The organism is Aedoeadaptatus nemausensis (assembly GCF_903819165.1).
GTDB classification, from domain to species: domain Bacteria; phylum Bacillota; class Clostridia; order Tissierellales; family Peptoniphilaceae; genus Aedoeadaptatus; species Aedoeadaptatus nemausensis.
The window spans coordinates 361,715-378,570 of sequence record NZ_CAIJCS010000014.1; the positions used below are offsets into that span (position 1 = coordinate 361,715).

At 46.7% G+C, this 16,856-nt stretch carries 15 protein-coding genes; 1 reads left to right on the forward strand and 14 read right to left on the reverse strand.

The window, feature by feature from the left end; genetic code table 11:
* Positions 1–10: 10 nt before the first annotated feature.
* From PEPTYR26121_RS03050 to metG, 8 genes are all read right to left on the reverse strand, one after another.
* Complete coding sequence (locus tag PEPTYR26121_RS03050) at positions 11–2,086, reverse strand: heavy metal translocating P-type ATPase (RefSeq protein ID WP_180499079.1); 2,076 nt, start codon at positions 2,084–2,086, stop codon at positions 11–13.
* Between the two features lie 2 nt (positions 2,087–2,088).
* On the reverse strand, positions 2,089–2,382 hold the full coding sequence (locus PEPTYR26121_RS03055) for a DUF6110 family protein (RefSeq protein ID WP_180499081.1): 294 nt from the start codon (positions 2,380–2,382) through the stop codon (positions 2,089–2,091).
* Positions 2,383–2,950: 568 nt separating this feature from the next.
* Positions 2,951–3,181: a glutaredoxin family protein gene (locus PEPTYR26121_RS03060; protein ID WP_180499083.1), complete on the reverse strand. Its 231-nt coding sequence runs from the start codon at positions 3,179–3,181 to the stop codon at positions 2,951–2,953.
* Between the two features lie 63 nt (positions 3,182–3,244).
* Positions 3,245–3,571, reverse strand: a complete 327-nt coding sequence (locus PEPTYR26121_RS03065) for an ArsR/SmtB family transcription factor (protein ID WP_180499085.1) — start codon at positions 3,569–3,571, stop codon at positions 3,245–3,247.
* A complete protein-coding gene (rsmA, locus tag PEPTYR26121_RS03070; RefSeq protein ID WP_343045210.1) occupies positions 3,571–4,446 on the reverse strand; it encodes a 16S rRNA (adenine(1518)-N(6)/adenine(1519)-N(6))-dimethyltransferase RsmA in 876 nt (291 codons plus the stop codon). Before rsmA ends, PEPTYR26121_RS03065 begins: the two co-directional genes overlap by 1 nt.
* Positions 4,439–4,984, reverse strand: a complete 546-nt coding sequence (rnmV, locus tag PEPTYR26121_RS03075) for a ribonuclease M5 (RefSeq protein ID WP_343045211.1) — start codon at positions 4,982–4,984, stop codon at positions 4,439–4,441. Before rnmV ends, rsmA begins: the two co-directional genes overlap by 8 nt.
* Positions 4,975–5,745 (reverse strand): TatD family hydrolase, encoded by a 771-nt coding sequence (locus PEPTYR26121_RS03080; RefSeq protein WP_180499089.1) that lies wholly within the window; start codon positions 5,743–5,745, stop codon positions 4,975–4,977. Before PEPTYR26121_RS03080 ends, rnmV begins: the two co-directional genes overlap by 10 nt.
* Before the next feature lie 8 nt (positions 5,746–5,753).
* Positions 5,754–7,703, reverse strand: coding sequence for a methionine--tRNA ligase (metG, locus tag PEPTYR26121_RS03085; RefSeq protein ID WP_180499090.1), 1,950 nt, complete (start codon positions 7,701–7,703; stop codon positions 5,754–5,756).
* A 136-nt stretch (positions 7,704–7,839) separates the two neighbouring features.
* On the opposite strand from metG, the gene PEPTYR26121_RS03090 reads away from it, so the two are divergent.
* Positions 7,840–8,448 carry a pentapeptide repeat-containing protein gene (locus PEPTYR26121_RS03090; protein ID WP_180499093.1) on the forward strand — a complete coding sequence of 203 codons (609 nt, stop codon included), beginning with the start codon at positions 7,840–7,842 and terminating at the stop codon, positions 8,446–8,448.
* A gap of 98 nt (positions 8,449–8,546) precedes the next feature.
* Here PEPTYR26121_RS03090 and PEPTYR26121_RS03095 read toward each other — a convergent pair whose 3' ends face one another.
* From PEPTYR26121_RS03095 to secA, 6 genes are all read right to left on the reverse strand, one after another.
* Complete coding sequence (locus PEPTYR26121_RS03095; RefSeq protein ID WP_180499095.1) at positions 8,547–9,203, reverse strand: DUF6198 family protein; 657 nt, start codon at positions 9,201–9,203, stop codon at positions 8,547–8,549.
* A 278-nt stretch (positions 9,204–9,481) separates the two neighbouring features.
* On the reverse strand, positions 9,482–10,588 hold the full coding sequence (locus PEPTYR26121_RS03100) for an aminotransferase class V-fold PLP-dependent enzyme (protein WP_180499097.1): 1,107 nt from the start codon (positions 10,586–10,588) through the stop codon (positions 9,482–9,484).
* On the reverse strand, positions 10,585–10,833 hold the full coding sequence (locus PEPTYR26121_RS03105) for a putative Se/S carrier-like protein (protein ID WP_180499099.1): 249 nt from the start codon (positions 10,831–10,833) through the stop codon (positions 10,585–10,587). Before PEPTYR26121_RS03105 ends, PEPTYR26121_RS03100 begins: the two co-directional genes overlap by 4 nt.
* Before the next feature lie 9 nt (positions 10,834–10,842).
* Positions 10,843–12,915, reverse strand: coding sequence for a helix-hairpin-helix domain-containing protein (locus PEPTYR26121_RS03110; RefSeq protein WP_180499100.1), 2,073 nt, complete (start codon positions 12,913–12,915; stop codon positions 10,843–10,845).
* A 44-nt stretch (positions 12,916–12,959) separates the two neighbouring features.
* A complete protein-coding gene (prfB, locus tag PEPTYR26121_RS03115) occupies positions 12,960–14,069 on the reverse strand; it encodes a peptide chain release factor 2 (protein ID WP_180499102.1) in 1,110 nt (369 codons plus the stop codon).
* A gap of 20 nt (positions 14,070–14,089) precedes the next feature.
* Positions 14,090–16,828, reverse strand: a complete 2,739-nt coding sequence (gene secA / locus PEPTYR26121_RS03120; protein WP_180499104.1) for a preprotein translocase subunit SecA — start codon at positions 16,826–16,828, stop codon at positions 14,090–14,092.
* Between the last annotated feature and the right edge of the window lie 28 nt (positions 16,829–16,856).

The following is a 16,856-nucleotide window of genomic DNA, read 5'->3' on the forward strand; positions in this document are numbered from 1 at the left end:
GATAATTCATTTATACGGCATATTCTTTCATATTGTCCAGTGCAATGGCAACGGTGGAGCCGTTGTGCAAGAAACTGGAGGTGGTGTTGGTAATGACTTCGAAATAACCCAGGGCGATTAAAAGAGAGTTGAAAGATATAATCTTTCGATAATCCACCTTTACCCTGTCTTCCAATTCTTTCGCAATTTTTACAACTTTTACGATAGAATGCAAATCGTCGCTGCCGATGGCGATATCAGCTATTTCTCTAGCTACATCGGCTCCTTTATGCATGGCAATACCTACATCGGCGCCCGAAAGCGCAACGGAATCGTTGATTCCGTCGCCGATCATAACGACTTTACGTCCAAGTTCTTTTTGGGATTTAATATAATTCGCCTTATCTTCCGGCAGAACTTGCGATTGATAGTAATCTAAGTCAAGTTGCTCGGCAACATAGCGAGCGGAGTTTTCCGCATCGCCGGTGAGCATGGCGATATTTGTAAAGCCGAGGGCACGAAGAGCTTCCACAGTTTCCTTCGCATCTTCACGAATAGGGTCATTGATACAGAGTACGGCAATAAGCTCACGGTCGTAAGCCAGATAGAGAAGGGAATAATGATCCTTTAATTCCTCGATAAGCGTCTCTTTTTCGGGCGTAATGCGAACTCCCTCATCTTCAAAAATAAAGTGAGCGGAGCCGATAAGCGCTTCCTTACCATCTATTTTCGATTTAATGCCGTGGGCTACGATATATTCCGTTTCCGAATGCATTTCTTCATGATGCAAGCCTTTTTGGATAGCGGCTTCCACAACGGCATTGGCGATTGAATGGGGGAAGTGCTCTTCCAAACAAGCGGCAATGCGCAAGCAGCCGTCTTCCGTATGGCCGTCGAATGAAATAACCCGTTCTACTGTCGGTGTCGATTTCGTAAGCGTACCCGTTTTGTCGAAAACGATGGTATCGGCTTGTGCTAAGTTTTCCAAGTATTTACCGCCCTTTACAAGCACGTCTTCTTGACCGGCTTGGCTCATTGCCTTCATTACCGCAATGGGAATGGTAAGCTTGAGTGCGCAGGAAAAGTCAACCATTAAAAAAGCTTTAGCCTTGTGGATATTCCGCGTCATTGCATAACTGGTGATCGCGCCTAGGAACGAATACTTCACAAGAGAATCCGCCATATTTTCCGCTTTCTTTTGTGCCATGGATTTGTTCTTTTCACTCTCGCCGATAAGCTCGATAATATGACTCAAGCGAGATTCATTGTATAACTTTTCGGTTCTTACAAGAATCATTCCTTCTTCAAGCACCGTTCCGGCAAAGACGGATTTCCCTTCCGCCTTCTTTACAGGCACACTTTCACCGGTAAAAGAAGATTGATTTACCATACCCATGCCCTTCACGACGGTGCCGTCTACGGGAATTGTCGTACCCATGGCAACTTCCACTACATCGCCGATAGCCACATCACTTAAATCTTTAAGAATCTTTTCTTTTCCTTCGACTACAAAAACTTTGTCGATATTGAGCTCCAAGGTACGGGCCAGATCGCTCTGTGATTTTTTTAGAGTCCAGTCTTCCAGCTTTTCGCCTAAGTTCAATAAGAACATAATGGACGATGCCGCCGCAAAGTCATTGGTGGCGAGAGAAATTCCGATGGCCGAGGCATCGAGAACTTCAACATTCAACTTGCGATTGTAAAGCGCCGATATTCCCGCCTTCATAAAGCGACTTGCACGAATAAGGATGACAGCCATGCCTAATGGTGCGGGTAAGAAATTCTTCATAACAAAACGCACTTCAAAGGCATCTCGAATAATATGGAAAAGTTCCTTTTCTTCCAAGGGAATGTAAGAAGTATCTTCTATCTCTACCCTGTCGAGATCAACCAGGGAAGTTTCCAGTAACAATTTGCACACTGAAGGAAGGGCATACTCTTCATATTCCACAATTACACTGCCGGAGCAAGTGGATACTTTTGCGTAATACACGCCGTCGATCGATTCGATAAGATACTTTAAATTATTGGCGCGTTCGTAATTAAAACGATACTCGGACGAAAACCGCGTCCGTCCGAGTACTCTATGGCTAATTTGAAACTTCATACTTAATTCGTTGCTTCTTCAGCCAAAACTTCTATAGTTTCAACTTCTGCCTCGGCCTCGGCTTCAGCTTCTTCTTTTGCCTTTTGCTCCTCGGCATTCTTAACCTTTGCTTCAACTACAATATCTTCCGCATTTTCCTTTGCCTTTTCGATGGTTCTATCGACGGTGTCTTTGATTTTCAAACCGCCGGAGACCGTATCGACAACTAGTTTTTTAGTGGTATCGGATTTTAAAATCTTTTCACCTACAACGCCCAATAACATACCGCCTGCAACACCTAATAATTTCTTCTTCATAAAAACACCTCTTCAAAACGTTTTATAAAACAATGTAAACTTTAACCATTTCTATATTACACTTTTCTCTTTTCATTATCAATAAGATTCGAAAGATATAACTTTGTTTTATTTTGAAACAAGGTTATATTTATAAAACCCTTGTAATAACAGCGTTATGCTACTATTTTATGTAGAGAATCTAAAAATAACGGAATTACTCTCCACTCTTTTAATTGATAATGCCACGCCACTGTACTGACTAAATGAAAATGAAATCGGAAAAGAAAATGCGGGTAAAGTATAAGTCACTCTCCATCGATAACAATTATCACACTTTCCGTCCTGAGAATCAATATCTTTTTAATTAAATTCTACGAAGGAATAATAAAGATATTGGCAAAATCATACGGGATAAAAAACATACGCTGTATCTTAATGTAGAAAAATCGAAAACTTAACATGAAAATGTGATTCCATGAAGCTTATCCCATGGAAACTTTTTTAAAAAAATCCATTGAGGTAATGCTCCACAATGGACTTTTAGAATAAAAAAAGAGGCTCTCGCCTCTTTTCCTGTTCTCTCGATCTATTTCGCTAATGCCGCGTCGATTTTCGCTTGATCGAAGCCGACAATTTCTTCTTCGTTAATAACGAGTACCGGTACGCCGGTATAGCCTTTGGAAATAAGTTCGTCCCTTGCTTGGGGATCTTCTTGAACATTTCTCTCTTCGAATTCCACGCCCTTATCTTTTAAATAGTCGACTGCCATGGTGCAATAGGGGCATGTGTTGCTTGTATAAACTTGTACTTTGGACATTGTAATTCCTCCCAAATGATTTTTGTTTTTCGCTTTTTCTAATAATACCCGATGTTTTCCGGATTAATCATTTTCGTTAATTTTATGTTCCGCGTGGGTGTAGCCCATGTAAAAGAGGGTGCGCACGTGTTCGTCGTCCAGTGAATAATAAACTTTGCGTCCTTCTTTTTTGGAGCGGATCAAGCCTTCTTCTTTCAGTAATATGAGTTGATGAGAGATGGAGGATTGGCTCATGCCCAGGAGCTCTACAAGTTTTGAAACATTACAGGTATCCAGCATGAGGGCGTAGAGAATTTTAAGCCGTGTCGGATCGGCCATGACTTTAAAAATGCCACTTAAATTGTCGATCAGTGCTTCGTTTTCTACAAATGCCTTGAAATTTTCCTTCATTACTCTTTCAGCTCCTTTGTGACTTTCGGAAAGTTTTTGGCGAGCACTCTGTATTCAGCCACGGTAATGGTCTCCGCTCGGCGACCGGGCTCGATGCCCGAATCGACGAGGGCTTTTTGAATATCGTTCTTTTCTAGTTCGAATCCGTAAGTGGAGAGAGCGTTTAATACGGTCTTTCGCCTTTTAGAAAAGGCCGCTCGTACGACGGCTTCCGCCTGGCGCAGTGTTTCCGGGTGATCCTCGTTAAAGTTTGTTACGGCGAGGACGGCGCTATCCACCTTCGGCTGAGGCATAAAGCAGGTACGAGGTACGTGGAGAGCGGTCTTGACATCGCCGCGCATTTGCAAATATACAGAAATGGAGCCATACATTTTGTTGCCCGCCGGCGCCGCCATGCGAGTCGCCATTTCTTTTTGAACCATAATATGCATGGATTCGATGGGAAGTTCCCCGTCTAAGAGATGCACAAGGATTGGAGTGGTCACGTAATAGGGTAAGTTCGCCACGACTTTTACGGATTCCCCCGGAAAACGAGCATCCAGTTCTTTTTTCAGATCGGTCTTTAGTACGTCTCGATAAAAGATTTCCACTTTGTCGTAAGGCGCCAGAGTCTCTTCTAAAATGGGCCTCAGATTTTCGTCGATTTCAACACAAAAGACGTGGGCGCCTCGAAGGGCCAGTTCTTCTGTGAGGGTACCGATTCCGGCTCCGATTTCAAGTACGACGTCTCCCTCTTTTACGTCGGCGGCATCGCCGATTCCCCGCACAATATTCCCGTCGATCAGAAAATTTTGTCCCAGTGATTTTTGAAATTGAAATCCCCATTTTTTCTGAATTTCCCGTATGACGGCGGGGCTATACAATCGTTTATTCACCAAAGACCTCCCGGTAGGTTTCCTCGAATTCTTCTTCCGTAATATTAAAGCTGTTGAGGCGACGCAAAAATTGTTTGCCGTTGCCGTGGCCGATACCCAGGGCTTCCCCCATTTTAGCGCGCTTCTCCCCTGCTTCCGTCGTGCCCATTAAGCCGTAACGAATCAAATCCGCTTTCGTAAAGGTAATGGCCATGCTTTGGCGCATAGGCTTCGCTTTGGCCAGTGCTTTTTGAATATCTTCGGGGAGTGCGTTTTCGATGCCGATATTATCTTTGAGGGTAGCTTTCTCCTGAGGAAGATAGGCCTGCTTCGGGCTGTCCAGCGCCTCGGTCAGACGGCGACGAATTTGCTTTCCCATATAATCCGGATCTGTAAAGATAATAATACCTCGCCGTTTTTCGACGGCTTTTAATTCGTCCAGGAGTTTTTTCCCGAAGGCGAAGCCTCCCGTCGCGATGACATCGCAATTTACTGCGGCCTTCACCCTTGCAATATCGTCTTTTCCCTCGACGACGATGACTTCTTTAATCATTTCCATCGGTAAAACCGTTTCGTGTTTTCGTCGGTATGACGGATTAATTCCTCTACATCCATCTCCCTAAGATCGGCGATATTTTCCGCTACATACTTTACGTATTTCGGCTCGTTGCGCTTTCCGCGGTAGGGCGTCGGCGTCATGTAGGGGCAGTCGGTTTCCAGAAGCAGATGATCGATAGGTACCCCTGCCGCCACGCGCTTCGGCGTCTTGGCGTTTTTAAAGGTAGTGACGCCGCCTAGTGAGATGATGCACCCGAGGGCCACAAAGCGCTCCATCATTTCGTAAGAATAGGAAAAACAGTGAATTAAAATGGGATAATTCGGATGTTGCTCCAGAAAGTTCGCCACAATGTCGTAGGTTTCTTCCGCCGCATCTCTGGAGTGAATCACGATGGGAAGATCGACTTTTACGGCGAGGTCCATTTGTTTTAAAAAGACCTCCCTCTGTACTTCTCGCGGGGAATTTTCGTAGTAATAATCTAATCCGATTTCGCCCAGAGCCACGACTTTTTCCTTTTTAGAAAGGTCGACAAGCTCTTTTTCCACTTCCTCATTGTAGCCGTCCGCTTCCTGAGGATGCACGCCGACAACGGCAAAAAGACCTTCGTTCTTTTCGGCAAGATCCACGACCTTGCGACTCGTCTCTATATCGCTGCCCACATTGACGACAGCATCGAGGCCGTCGTCTTTCATGCGGGCTATTATCGCTTCACGATCCTCATCGAATGCTTCATTTTCCAAATGAGAGTGAGCGTCTATCATATATCCTCCTAGCTAATGCTTGCGCCGGAAGCTAATTCTTCCATGGTGGTCGCAAGGGAAAGTTTACCGTTCTCGTCTTCCGCCGCAAGGAGCATCCCTTCGGAAAGGACGCCGCGAAGTTTAGTGGGCTTCAAATTGGCGAGGACGAGAATTTGCTTTCCTTCCAAATCTTCTTTCGTGTAATTTTCTTTAATACTCGAGCAGATGACACGCTTTTCCGTTCCCATTTTTATGTTCAGCACATAGAGTCGATCGGCATTGGGATGATCTTCTACCGATTCGATGGTAGCGAGGCGAATGTCCAGCTTGTCGAAATCATCGATGGTAATTTCCGGTTTAAGCTCGAGCTTTTCCTCTTCTTGAGCTTCCGAGCTGCGGCTTGCAATCAAGGCTTCGGTGGCTTCCCAAAGGCGTTCGGTTTCTTTTTCGATGTCCAGACGGGGGAAGATAATTTGTTTTTCCCCTACGTGGTGGCCCGATCCTAATAGACCCCATTTTTTAGCGTCTTCCGCTTTAAATTCTTTCGATGCACCGATTTGCTCAGCGATGGAAAGGGCGGTATTTTCCATAAAGAAGGAAAGTAAAATGGAGACGATGCGAAGGGATTCGGCGAGATTGTAAAGTACGGTGTTAAGGCGTTCTTTGTCTTCCTCTCCCCCTTTGGCGAGAACCCAAGGTTCGTTTTCGTCTACGTATTTATTGGAACGGCGGATGAGCGTCCAAATAGCTTGAAGGGCCGTGGAGAATTGGTAGCCTTCCATTTCTTTTTCCACATCGTCCCAAATGCTCGTCGCCAATGCCATTAACTCTTTGTCGATGGCAGTTTCCGTCTTGGCTTCGGGAATAATCCCGTCATTGTACTTTTCGATCATGGAGACGGTACGGGAAACGAGATTTCCCAGGTCGTTTGCGAGATCCGAGTTTAAACGTTTCATAAAGCTCGTAACATTGAAACTTCCGTCGTGGCCGAAGGAAAATTCTCTGAGTAAGAAGTATTTTAAGGCATCGACGCCGTAGAGCTCGATAATGGGCTCGGGATAGATCACATTGCCTTTGGATTTGCTCATTTTATCATTGTCGAATAAAATCCAGCCGTGACCGAAGATTTGTTTCGGCAGGGGCATATCCAGGGCCATGAGCATGGCGGGCCAGATAATGGTGTGGAAGCGCATAATTTCCTTGCCTACGAAATGAACGTCGGCAGGCCAATAGCTGTTGAATTTATCCATATCCGTGCCGTAACCGGCGCCGGTTAAGTAGCAAGAAAGGGCGTCGATCCAAACGTATATGACGTGTTCCGGGTCGAAGGGCACGGGAACGCCCCAATCGAAGGATGATCGGGTAACTGAAAGATCGTCCAAACCGTCTTTTAAGAAGGAGTTAATCATTTCACTCTTGCGATAAGCCGGTTGAATAAATTCCGGATGATCTTCATAATATTGAAGGAGTTTATCCCGATATTTGGAAAGGCGGAAGAAATAACTTTCTTCATGTTGCAAGTGGGTTTCCCTACCGCAGTCGGGACAGAGATGTCCTTCGTCTAATTGAGATTCCGCCCAGAAAGATTCGCAGGGTGTGCAGTAGTAGCCTTCGTATTCGCCTTTATAGATTTCGCCTTTATCGTAAAGCTTTTGGAAAAGTTCCTTAACATTTTTTTCGTGAACTTTATCCGTAGAGCGCACAAAGGAATCGTAACGAATATCCATGGTTTCCCAAAGAGCTTTCGTATCGTCTACGATTTTGTCGATGTATTCCAGCGGCTTTTTGCCTTCCTCGGCGGCCTTGTCTTGGATTTTTTGGCCGTGTTCATCGGTGCCGGTGGTAAATAAAACATTGTATCCTTGCAATGTTTTATAACGCTTAACGGCGTCTACGGCTACGGTGCAATAGGTGTGGCCGATATGGAGATTACCGCTCGGGTAATAAATCGGCGTTGTGATGTAAAAATTTTTTGACATGTATGCCTCCTCGCATATAGATGATATGCCCGGTCATATAGGATGACCATTGTCATTACTTCTGTATATTATACTATCACCCTCTCCCTGACGCAATGAATGGCCCGTGGTATACTTAGTTTAAGGGGGAATCATAATGGCAACTCAAGAAAAAATTTATATCGATCAAAATTTAAAGGGAGCGGATTTTTGCAATATGGATCTTTCCGGCGCCGACTTTTCCGGAAGCGATCTTTCCCACGCTTGGTTCGATCACGCCATTCTTCGAGGAGCGAATTTTAAAGGGGCCACTTTACAGGAGGCGAATTTCAGAAACGCCGATTTAACGGGAGCCGATCTTTCCGGCGCCTATCTCTTCGGCGCGGTGATGGAGGAATCTATTTTAGACGATGTGATCACCGACGAGGACACGAAATTTTTCAGACTCCACTGCCCGGAAGAAGGGGCCTTTATCGGCTATAAGAGATGTTATAATCACAGGCTCGTCACCCTCTACATCCCGGAAGATGCGGTCCGCACCTCCGCCACGATGAACTCCTGCCGCTGCGACAAAGCTTATGTAGTATCCATTACAGATTTCGAAGGCAAGGAACATTTCAGCGATGCGGTGAGCCTCATCGACGAGGATTTCATCTACAAGCCACACACCATGATGTATGCAGGCAATTTCAATCCCGATCGCTGGCGAGATTCCACCGGCGGCATTCATTTCTGGATGACAAAGGAAGAGGCCTTCGCCTATTAACATTAAAAAATTCCGCTGATAGCGGAACTTTTCTCAATAAACTAAGAATAGCGACATAAAAGTTTGTGCTTTCATGTCGCTATTCTTAGTTAAGATTGTTATGCACTTTTTTCTATGGTGCCTTGGCTCACTTGCCATGCGGGCTTCTTCATCTTAAGCTCGAATTGTCCGATCAAATAAGACGATACGATGGTCGTCATAAAGGAAAAGATCAGACGGCTCGGCGCAATATAAGTTAATGAAAGCCCGAGAACGACAAAATCCGTAAACAGATAGGCGCGGGATATGGGCCATTTCAATTTTTTCGAAATAACCATGGCGAGGGCATCGTCTCCCCCGGCGCATCCCCCTGCCGTTACGGCAATTCCGCAGCCGCAGCCGATAAAAATACCGCCTGCAATGGCCGCTAAAAAGGGTGCATCGTAAAAGTTCGGCAAGACCGGACCCATGCGATTGAAAACCCAGTAGAGTACGGCAAAGGATATGGTCGCAACGCCGGATTTTTTCAGGAATCGCTTCCCGAGCATAGAAAATCCGAGAGCGTAACACAAGCCGTCGAGTACGGGAGATGCGTAGGCGAGGTTTACGCCGAATACTTTTTTAAGTAAAAGGCCTAGACCCAATACGCCGCCCTCCGTGATTCTCGAGGGTTCGTGAATATTGATCACGCCGAAGGCCATAATGGCACAACCCAATACAATCTTGAAAAACTCTTCTTTTGTCATCTCTAAACGTCTCAGCATATGACTGAGCATGATTTCACTCCTAATCGGCGATTAGGGAACCAAAAAAAGACTGCCGTCTTAGGTTCTCCTAACTTCGCAATCTTCGGATGGTGTCGATGCTTTTTGTTTAGATGATTTTTTCTTATAAAAACTCTGAGCCAACAAATATGCTTAACGGCTCGAGATGTCCCACATCAGGCACTCCTCGAACACTCATCGCATACTCTGCATCAGATAAAAACTACCGATGAACGGTAACCACCGTATAAAACAGTTCTAACACGAATACTATATCACAGTTTGTTTATTTATTCAATTGTTTTTAAGACTTCAAGCACAGTTTTTATTTCGTCTTCCGTGTTGAAGTAAGAGGTGGACAAACGGCAGATGCCCGTTTCTTTTGTGTGGAGGAATTCGTGTAGCAAGGGCGCACAGTGGTATCCCGGGCGACTGGCAATGCCTTCCTCTTCTAATAAAAGGGAAAGTTCCTGAGAGCTCATGCCTTCTTTTAAAATACCGACGCAGCTCGTTCCCTTTTCCTTGGGATAAAAAATTTTATATTCCTCAAGCTCTCTCAAGCCTTTTAGGAGCCGTTCGAAAATATGGTTTTTCTTTTCGAAGTAATCTTCCCCCATGACAAATTCCGCACCGGCGGCGAGTCCTGCAAAGCCGTGAACATTGGCAGTTCCCGCCTCCCAAAGGACGGGTTTTTCATCGGGCATTTTATGATTGAAACTTTCGATACCGCTTCCCCCCACTTTAATGGGCGCCGGGTGCACATCTTTACCGTAGAAAAATCCGCCGGTACCCATAGGGCCGTAAAGGGATTTATGGCCGGCAAAGCAATAGATTAATTTATCCGTAGGGCTCTCGGAGAGGTCGACGGGTACTTGCCCGAGTCCTTGAGCGCCGTCGATAATGACATAGAGATCGTGGGCCGACGCAAAATCCAAAACGGCGTCGATATCGGTGACGCTTCCCACTACATTGGATGCGTGAGTAATGACGACGGCCTTCGTGTTGGGCTTCAATGTTTTATCGAGCAAACTTACATCCGGCGCGAGATTCTCATCCAGAGGTAGAAAATCCAGCTCGCACCCGGTGGCATAAAGGGGTCTTAAAACGGAATTATGTTCGGCGACGGATGTAATGACGTGATCGCCTTTCTTAATAAGTCCGTGAATCGCCACATTTAAACTTTCCGTTACGCCACTGGTCAAGGCGATGGAATCATCCGTTCCCAAAAGTTTCGCCATGTTTTTTCTGGTCTTTCGCAGTGCCCGGTAAGAGTTTTGGGCCCAAGCGTGGCTTCCCCTGCCGGGATTGCCGTAACCTTCTGTCATGGCGCGGTATACGGCATCGGCTACTGACTTCGGTTTAATGGCCGTCGTGGCGCCGTTATCTAAATAGATCATAGTGCTTCCACCTTTCGTTTTCCGCCTTCTCTTTCGTAGGAAAAGACGCCGTTATAGGGATGGCCGCCATCGTCCAAGCGCTTCACGGCCTCTTCCACATCGTCTATATCTCCCATAAGGGCCAGACCGCAAGATTCGCGGATTTCGGGCAAAAGCGGGATGACACGCGTACCCAAATCCTCCGTGGCATCCAAAGCGTCGTAAACCTGATCCTGATTGTCAAAGGCAATTACAAAACGTTTCATCGCTCCTCCTTAAGAATGTTTCGGCGCATAATCGATGGAGATACGTCCCCGTTCTTTATCCACCTCAAGAATCTGTACTTTTAGGCGATCGCCTACTTTCAGCTTATTATAAATACTACCCTGTCCGCGCTTTAATATTCTTGAAACATGAAGTAGTCCCTCTTTTTTTACGCCGATATCTACGAAGGCGCCGAAGTCCACAACATTGGTGACTACGCCGTCCAGCTCCAATCCCGGGGTCAATTCTTCCATGGTGAGGGCCGTGCGGCGAAGACCGACATCGTCGCTGCCGCCGCGTATATCCCTGCCCGGTTTTTTGAGCTCGTTGCGAATGTCTTCCACCGTGTAGTTTCCCGCTTCTTCCAATTGCTTTCGCTCTTCCTCGTTGAGCTCGCCTTCCCGCATAATAAGTTCGGCGATGGGATAGGATTCCGGATGAACGCCGGTTTGATCCAGTACATTATCACCGCTTGCAATGCGCAAAAAGCCCGCCGATTGTTTAAAGGCCTTTTCTCCGAGACCTTTTACTTTTTTAAATTGCTTGCGATCGGTAAAGGCGCCGTTTTCTTCTCGGTAACTTACGATATTTTTCGCTACATTGCTGGCGATACCGGATACGAAAGAAAGTAATGGTACGGAAGCGAGGTTGATATCCACTCCCACTTCGTTTACAGCACTTTCCACTACTCCTTCCAAACGATCGTCCAGAGCTTTTTTATTGAGATCGTGTTGATATTGGCCGACGCCAATATGGCGTGGTTCGATTTTTACAAGCTCCGCTAAGGGATCCTGCAAGCGGCGTGCAATAGAAATAGCGCCTCTTACGGTAACGTCGAGATCGGGGAATTCCTCGATACCCAGCTCCGATGCGGAATAGACACTGGCGCCGTCTTCATTCACGATGGCGTAGGATATATCTAAGTTCTTTTCTGCGATAAGTTCCGCTACGAATTGCTCGGTTTCGTAGCTGGCCGTGCCGCTCCCGATGGCGATAACTTCCACTCCGTATTTTTTTGCGAGATCCATAATGATCTTTTTCGCTTCTGCTATTTTTTGCATAGGCGGTACCGGATAGATGACACTGTTATCGAGGAACTTTCCGTTCTCATCCACTACTGCCACCTTACAACCCGTGCGATACCCCGGGTCGATACCGAGCACGACTTTGTGCCCCAGAGGCGGCAGGAGAAGGAGAGGCTTTAAGTTCGCCGCAAATACTTCGATGGCCGATTCTTCCGCCTGTTCTTTTAAATCTCTCCGAAGTTCTCGTTCCAAGGAAGGGAACAGAAGGCGACTTAAGGCGTCTCTTGCGATAGTTTCCATCATTTCCCGCTTATCTTTCACCGGTTTTAAAATTTGGCACATCATGGAGACCAGGGTATCTTCGTCACATTCGATCTTTACTCTTAAGGCTCCCTCATTCTCTCCCCGATTGATGGCGAGGATATTGTGATTTTTTACATCCTTGAAGGGAGCGGAAAAAGTTTCGTACATGGCGTAATCGGGATTGGGTTCTTTCCCCACTTCGGAAATTAATTTTCCACGGCGACGAATGTAACTTTTTAAAAGCCTTCTGACACCGGCATCGTTGGCCATTTCCTCCGCCACAATATCCGAAACGCCTTCCAAAATCTCTTCTTTCGGCAATCCTTCAAATGATTCGACGGATTGTAGAAATTCTTCCATGGTTCCCTCGCCCATAAAATTCTCCGCCAAGGGGCGAAGGCCTTTTTCTTCGGCAATGGTGGCGCGGGTGCGGCGCTTGGGCTTATAGGGGCGGTAAAGGTCTTCGAGAGTTTGCAGGTCGAGGGCGCCGTCGATTTCTTTTTTTAATTCGTCGGTTAATTTGCCCTGACCCTCGATGGTGTTTAAAACCGTTTGGCGACGCTCGTCGACTTTTTCCAGATCTGCTTTTCTGCTTTCCATTTTACGCAAGACTTCGTCTTGTAAATTGCCCGTCACTTCTTTTCGGTACCGCGCAATAAAGGGTACCGTATTACCTTCTTCCAAGAGTTTCAGAGTGGCCTCGATTTTATCCACCGGTGTATTGAATTCTTGGGATAAGATTTGCGCTATATTCATAAAGCCTCCATTCGAAAAAGGAGAGGTCTCCCTCTCCTTTTACATTATGCCTCTGCATTGTCTTCCAGATACGCGTTGATAAAGGGATCCAAGTCGCCGTCCATAACGCGACTTACATCGCCGACTTCCGCGCCGGTTCTGTGATCTTTCACCATGGTGTAAGGGTGGAAGACGTAGGAACGTATTTGAGAACCCCAGGCGATTTGAGAATAGTTGCCCGCCAGGTCTTCTATTTTTTCTTTCTGCTCTTCCTCTTTGAGGGCCACGAGTTTCGCCTGCAGCATTTTCATCGCCTGTTCGCGGTTTTGAATTTGGCTGCGCTCGTTTTGGCACTGTACGACGATGCCCGTGGGAATATGGGTGATTCTTACGGCGGAATCCGTCGTGTTGACGTGCTGGCCGCCTGCACCGGATGCCCGGTAAGTGTCTACCTTAATATCTTCGGAATTGATCTCCACTTCCATATCGTCGTCCAGTTCGGGATAGACGTCCAGAGATGTGAAGGAAGTATGCCGTTTTTTCGCCGCATCGAAAGGTGAAATGCGTACCAATCGATGGACGCCTTTTTCCGATTTTAAATAACCGTAGGCGTGGGGACCGGTGACGCGAATAGTCGCCGATTTAATCCCCGCCTCGTCTTCATTTAACATGTCCATAATCTCTACGGAATAGCCCTTGCTCTCGGCATAACGCGTGTACATGCGAAGGAGCATACTCGCCCAATCTTGAGCTTCCGTTCCGCCGGCCCCGGCGTGAAGTGAGAGGATGGCGTTGTTCATGTCGTACTCGCCGTTTAAAAGGGTTTGGATCTTAAATTCCCGGGCCTTTTTGTCGATGGCGTTTAAATCTTTCTTCAGATTCTCGTATAGGCCGTCGTCCTCTTCTTCCTCCATAAGTTCCAACGCCACTTCCGACTCCTCGATGGCTTCCATCAATTCGTCGTAGACGTCGGTTTTGGATTTTATATTATTTTGCTCGCGAATAATCTTTTGCGCCGCTTCCGAGTCATCCCAGAATCCGGGTTCCATAGTTTTTTCCGTGAGCTTTTCGTATTCCGCCCTTAAACTTTCGACGTCCAGGCTGTCCGCCAGACGATGGACGAGTTCCTTGATCTCTTCAAGTCTCCCTCGATCCAAATATAAATTTTGTTCCATAAGGGATCCTTTCTCAACACTTAGGCATTTTTTCCGTGGCAGTGTTTGTATTTTTTACCGCTGCCGCAGGGACAGGGGTCGTTTCGTCCCACTTTTTTACTCGTGCGACGAACCGGCTCTTGTACGCCGGAGTCCGGATTCACGGTTTTTACTTCTTGCGCCACTTGTTTACGTTCCATACGTTCGGGGTTTTGAACGTGGAATAAGAGGCGGACCGTTTCTTCGCGAATGCTTTCGTTCATGGCTTCGAACATATCGAAACCTTCTTCGGCATAGGCGCGAACCGGGTCGATTTGACCGACGGCGCGAAGACCGATACCTTGACGCAATTGATCCATGGCGTCGATGTGGTCCATCCATTTTTGGTCCACAACTCTCAAGAGTACGACACGTTCCACTTCGCGGAAGGCGTCGTCGCCGAATTCTCCTTCTTTTTCCGCGTATTTCGCCTTGGCTTCTTCTTTCATGAAGCGTTTTAATTCCTCGGCGTCGGCTGATGTGTGGCCGTCTAAGAAATCTTCATCGAAGTCGAAAGTATCTCTACCAAAGTGATAGATCCCCTCGTAGTCGATGTATTTATTGTGTTTCTCATTGACTTTTACATTGAAGTTTATCGTGTCGTCGATAAGATCCAACATCATGGACATAATATCGTCGCGAAGATCGCCGCCCTTTAGAACTTTTTCACGTTCGGTGTAAATAACCTCACGTTGCTTGTTCATAACGTCGTCGTATTGAAGGACGTTTTTACGAATACTGAAGTTGTTGCCTTCTACCTTGCGTTGAGCGGATTCAATGAGTCGCGTCAACATACGTGCTTCGATGGGCTCGTCTTCCGGAGCGTCGATGCCTTCCATAACATTTTTAAAGCGATCGCCGGCAAAGAGACGGATCAGATCGTCGTCGGCGGAGATATAGAACTTCGTAGAACCTTCGTCCCCTTGACGACCGGAACGGCCGCGCAATTGGTTGTCGATCCGACGGGATTCGTGACGTTCCGTACCGATAATATGGAGGCCGCCTGCGCCGATTACCTTAACTTTTTCTTCGTCGGTTTCTTTTTTAATTTCGTCGCGAAGCTCGGCAAAGCGCGCTCTCGCATTTAAAATTTCCTGATCGTCGGTTTCGTAGTAGCTGTCCGCCGCTTCGATCATGTCCGGCTCAAAGCCTTCACGTTCCATCTTTTCCTTGGCCATGTGTTCGGGATTGCCGCCTAAGACGATGTCCGTACCACGACCGGCCATATTGGTTGCGATGGTTACCGATCCGAAACGACCGGCTTGAGCGACGATTTCAGACTCTTGTCTATGGCGCTTCGCATTCAATACTTTATGAGGAATGCCGCGTTTCTTTAAATAAGAAGAAAGTTTTTCCGATTTTTCGATGGATACCGTACCTACCAGGACAGGTTGTCCCTTTTCGTGGCGCTCGGCAATCTCATTGGCTACGGCCTTAAACTTGGCATCTTCCGAACGGTAGATAGCGTCGTTTTGGTCGTCACGAATAACCGGTTTGTTCGTGGGGATTTCCACTACGTCGATATTGTAGATTTCGCGGAATTCAGATTCCTCCGTCATAGCGGTACCGGTCATACCGGCGAGCTTTTTGTACATACGGAAGAAGTTTTGGAAAGTTACAGTCGCGAGAGTCTTGGACTCGGCGCGTACTTCGATGCCTTCCTTCGCCTCGATGGCTTGGTGCAGGCCGTCGGAATAACGGCGACCGTACATTAAACGACCGGTAAATTCGTCGACGATAATGATTTCGCCGTCCTCGATAACATAGTCGATATCTTTGTGCATGGTGCCCTTGGCTTTAAGGGCTTGGTGAATATGGTGGAGCAATTCCGTATTATCTGTATCGGTTAAATTATCGATGCCGAAATATTGTTGCGCCTTGTTCGTACCGATTTCCGTGAGAGTCGCGGTCTTTTGCTTTTCGTCGATGACGTAATCCACGGTTTCATTACGGAATTCGCGGTTAAAGCGATCTTCCGCTTCTTCCGACTGATCTTTCACTCTGAAGCTTAATGTATCCACGAAGTTTTTAGCTTGAGTATAGAGTTCGGTGGATTCATCCCCTTGACCGGAGATAATAAGCGGAGTACGGGCTTCGTCGATTAAGATGGAGTCCACTTCGTCGACGATACAGAAATAAAGTTCGCGTTGAACTTGGTTTTCCTGATACACGACCATGTTATCCCGCAGGTAATCGAAGCCGAATTCATTATTAGTACCGTAGGTAATGTCCGCGTTGTAGGCTTCTTTTCGTTCTTCCGGGCTCATGTCGTGGAGAATACACCCTACGCTCAGACCTAAGAAGGAGTAAACTTTTCCCATCCAGGATTTATCCCGTTCCGCCAAGTAATCGTTGACGGTTACGACGTGGGTTCCCTTTCCTGCCAATGCGTTTAAATAAGCAGGTAAAGTTGCCACAAGGGTCTTACCTTCACCGGTTTTCATCTCGGCGATACGACCTTGGTGGAGAATAATACCCCCCAGAATTTGCACAGGGAAGTGTTTCATGCCGAGGACGCGGAAAGCCGCTTCTCTTACGACGGCAAAAGCCTCGGGCAAGATATCGTCCAGGGATTCGCCCCCGGCGACGCGATCTTGAAATTCTTTCGTTTTATTTTTTAATTGTTCATCGGTTAATTTTTGCATGTCGGCATCCAAGGCCAGGACTTTTTCCATGGTCGGACGGATCTTTTTAATTTCGCGATCCGAATAGGTGCCGAACACTTTATCTAATAGAGACATAAATGTATACACGTTCCTTTCACTAACT

Excerpts from the sequence above, each read along its gene's own strand:
- PEPTYR26121_RS03050 (WP_180499079.1), bottom strand. The coding sequence starts at position 2,086 with ATGAAGTTTCAAATTAGCCATAGAGTACTCGGACGGACGCGGTTTTCG.
- PEPTYR26121_RS03055 (WP_180499081.1), bottom strand. The coding sequence starts at position 2,382 with ATGAAGAAGAAATTATTAGGTGTTGCAGGCGGTATGTTATTGGGCGTT.
- PEPTYR26121_RS03060 (WP_180499083.1), bottom strand. The coding sequence starts at position 3,181 with ATGTCCAAAGTACAAGTTTATACAAGCAACACATGCCCCTATTGCACC.
- PEPTYR26121_RS03065 (WP_180499085.1), bottom strand. The coding sequence starts at position 3,571 with ATGAAGGAAAATTTCAAGGCATTTGTAGAAAACGAAGCACTGATCGAC.
- rnmV (WP_343045211.1), bottom strand. The coding sequence starts at position 4,984 with ATGGAAATGATTAAAGAAGTCATCGTCGTCGAGGGAAAAGACGATATT.
- PEPTYR26121_RS03080 (WP_180499089.1), bottom strand. The coding sequence starts at position 5,745 with ATGATAGACGCTCACTCTCATTTGGAAAATGAAGCATTCGATGAGGAT.
- metG (WP_180499090.1), bottom strand. The coding sequence starts at position 7,703 with ATGTCAAAAAATTTTTACATCACAACGCCGATTTATTACCCGAGCGGT.
- PEPTYR26121_RS03090 (WP_180499093.1), top strand. The coding sequence starts at position 7,840 with ATGGCAACTCAAGAAAAAATTTATATCGATCAAAATTTAAAGGGAGCG.
- PEPTYR26121_RS03095 (WP_180499095.1), bottom strand. The coding sequence starts at position 9,203 with ATGCTCAGTCATATGCTGAGACGTTTAGAGATGACAAAAGAAGAGTTT.
- PEPTYR26121_RS03100 (WP_180499097.1), bottom strand. The coding sequence starts at position 10,588 with ATGATCTATTTAGATAACGGCGCCACGACGGCCATTAAACCGAAGTCA.
- PEPTYR26121_RS03105 (WP_180499099.1), bottom strand. The coding sequence starts at position 10,833 with ATGAAACGTTTTGTAATTGCCTTTGACAATCAGGATCAGGTTTACGAC.
- PEPTYR26121_RS03110 (WP_180499100.1), bottom strand. The coding sequence starts at position 12,915 with ATGAATATAGCGCAAATCTTATCCCAAGAATTCAATACACCGGTGGAT.
- prfB (WP_180499102.1), bottom strand. The coding sequence starts at position 14,069 with ATGGAACAAAATTTATATTTGGATCGAGGGAGACTTGAAGAGATCAAG.
- secA (WP_180499104.1), bottom strand. The coding sequence starts at position 16,828 with ATGTCTCTATTAGATAAAGTGTTCGGCACCTATTCGGATCGCGAAATT.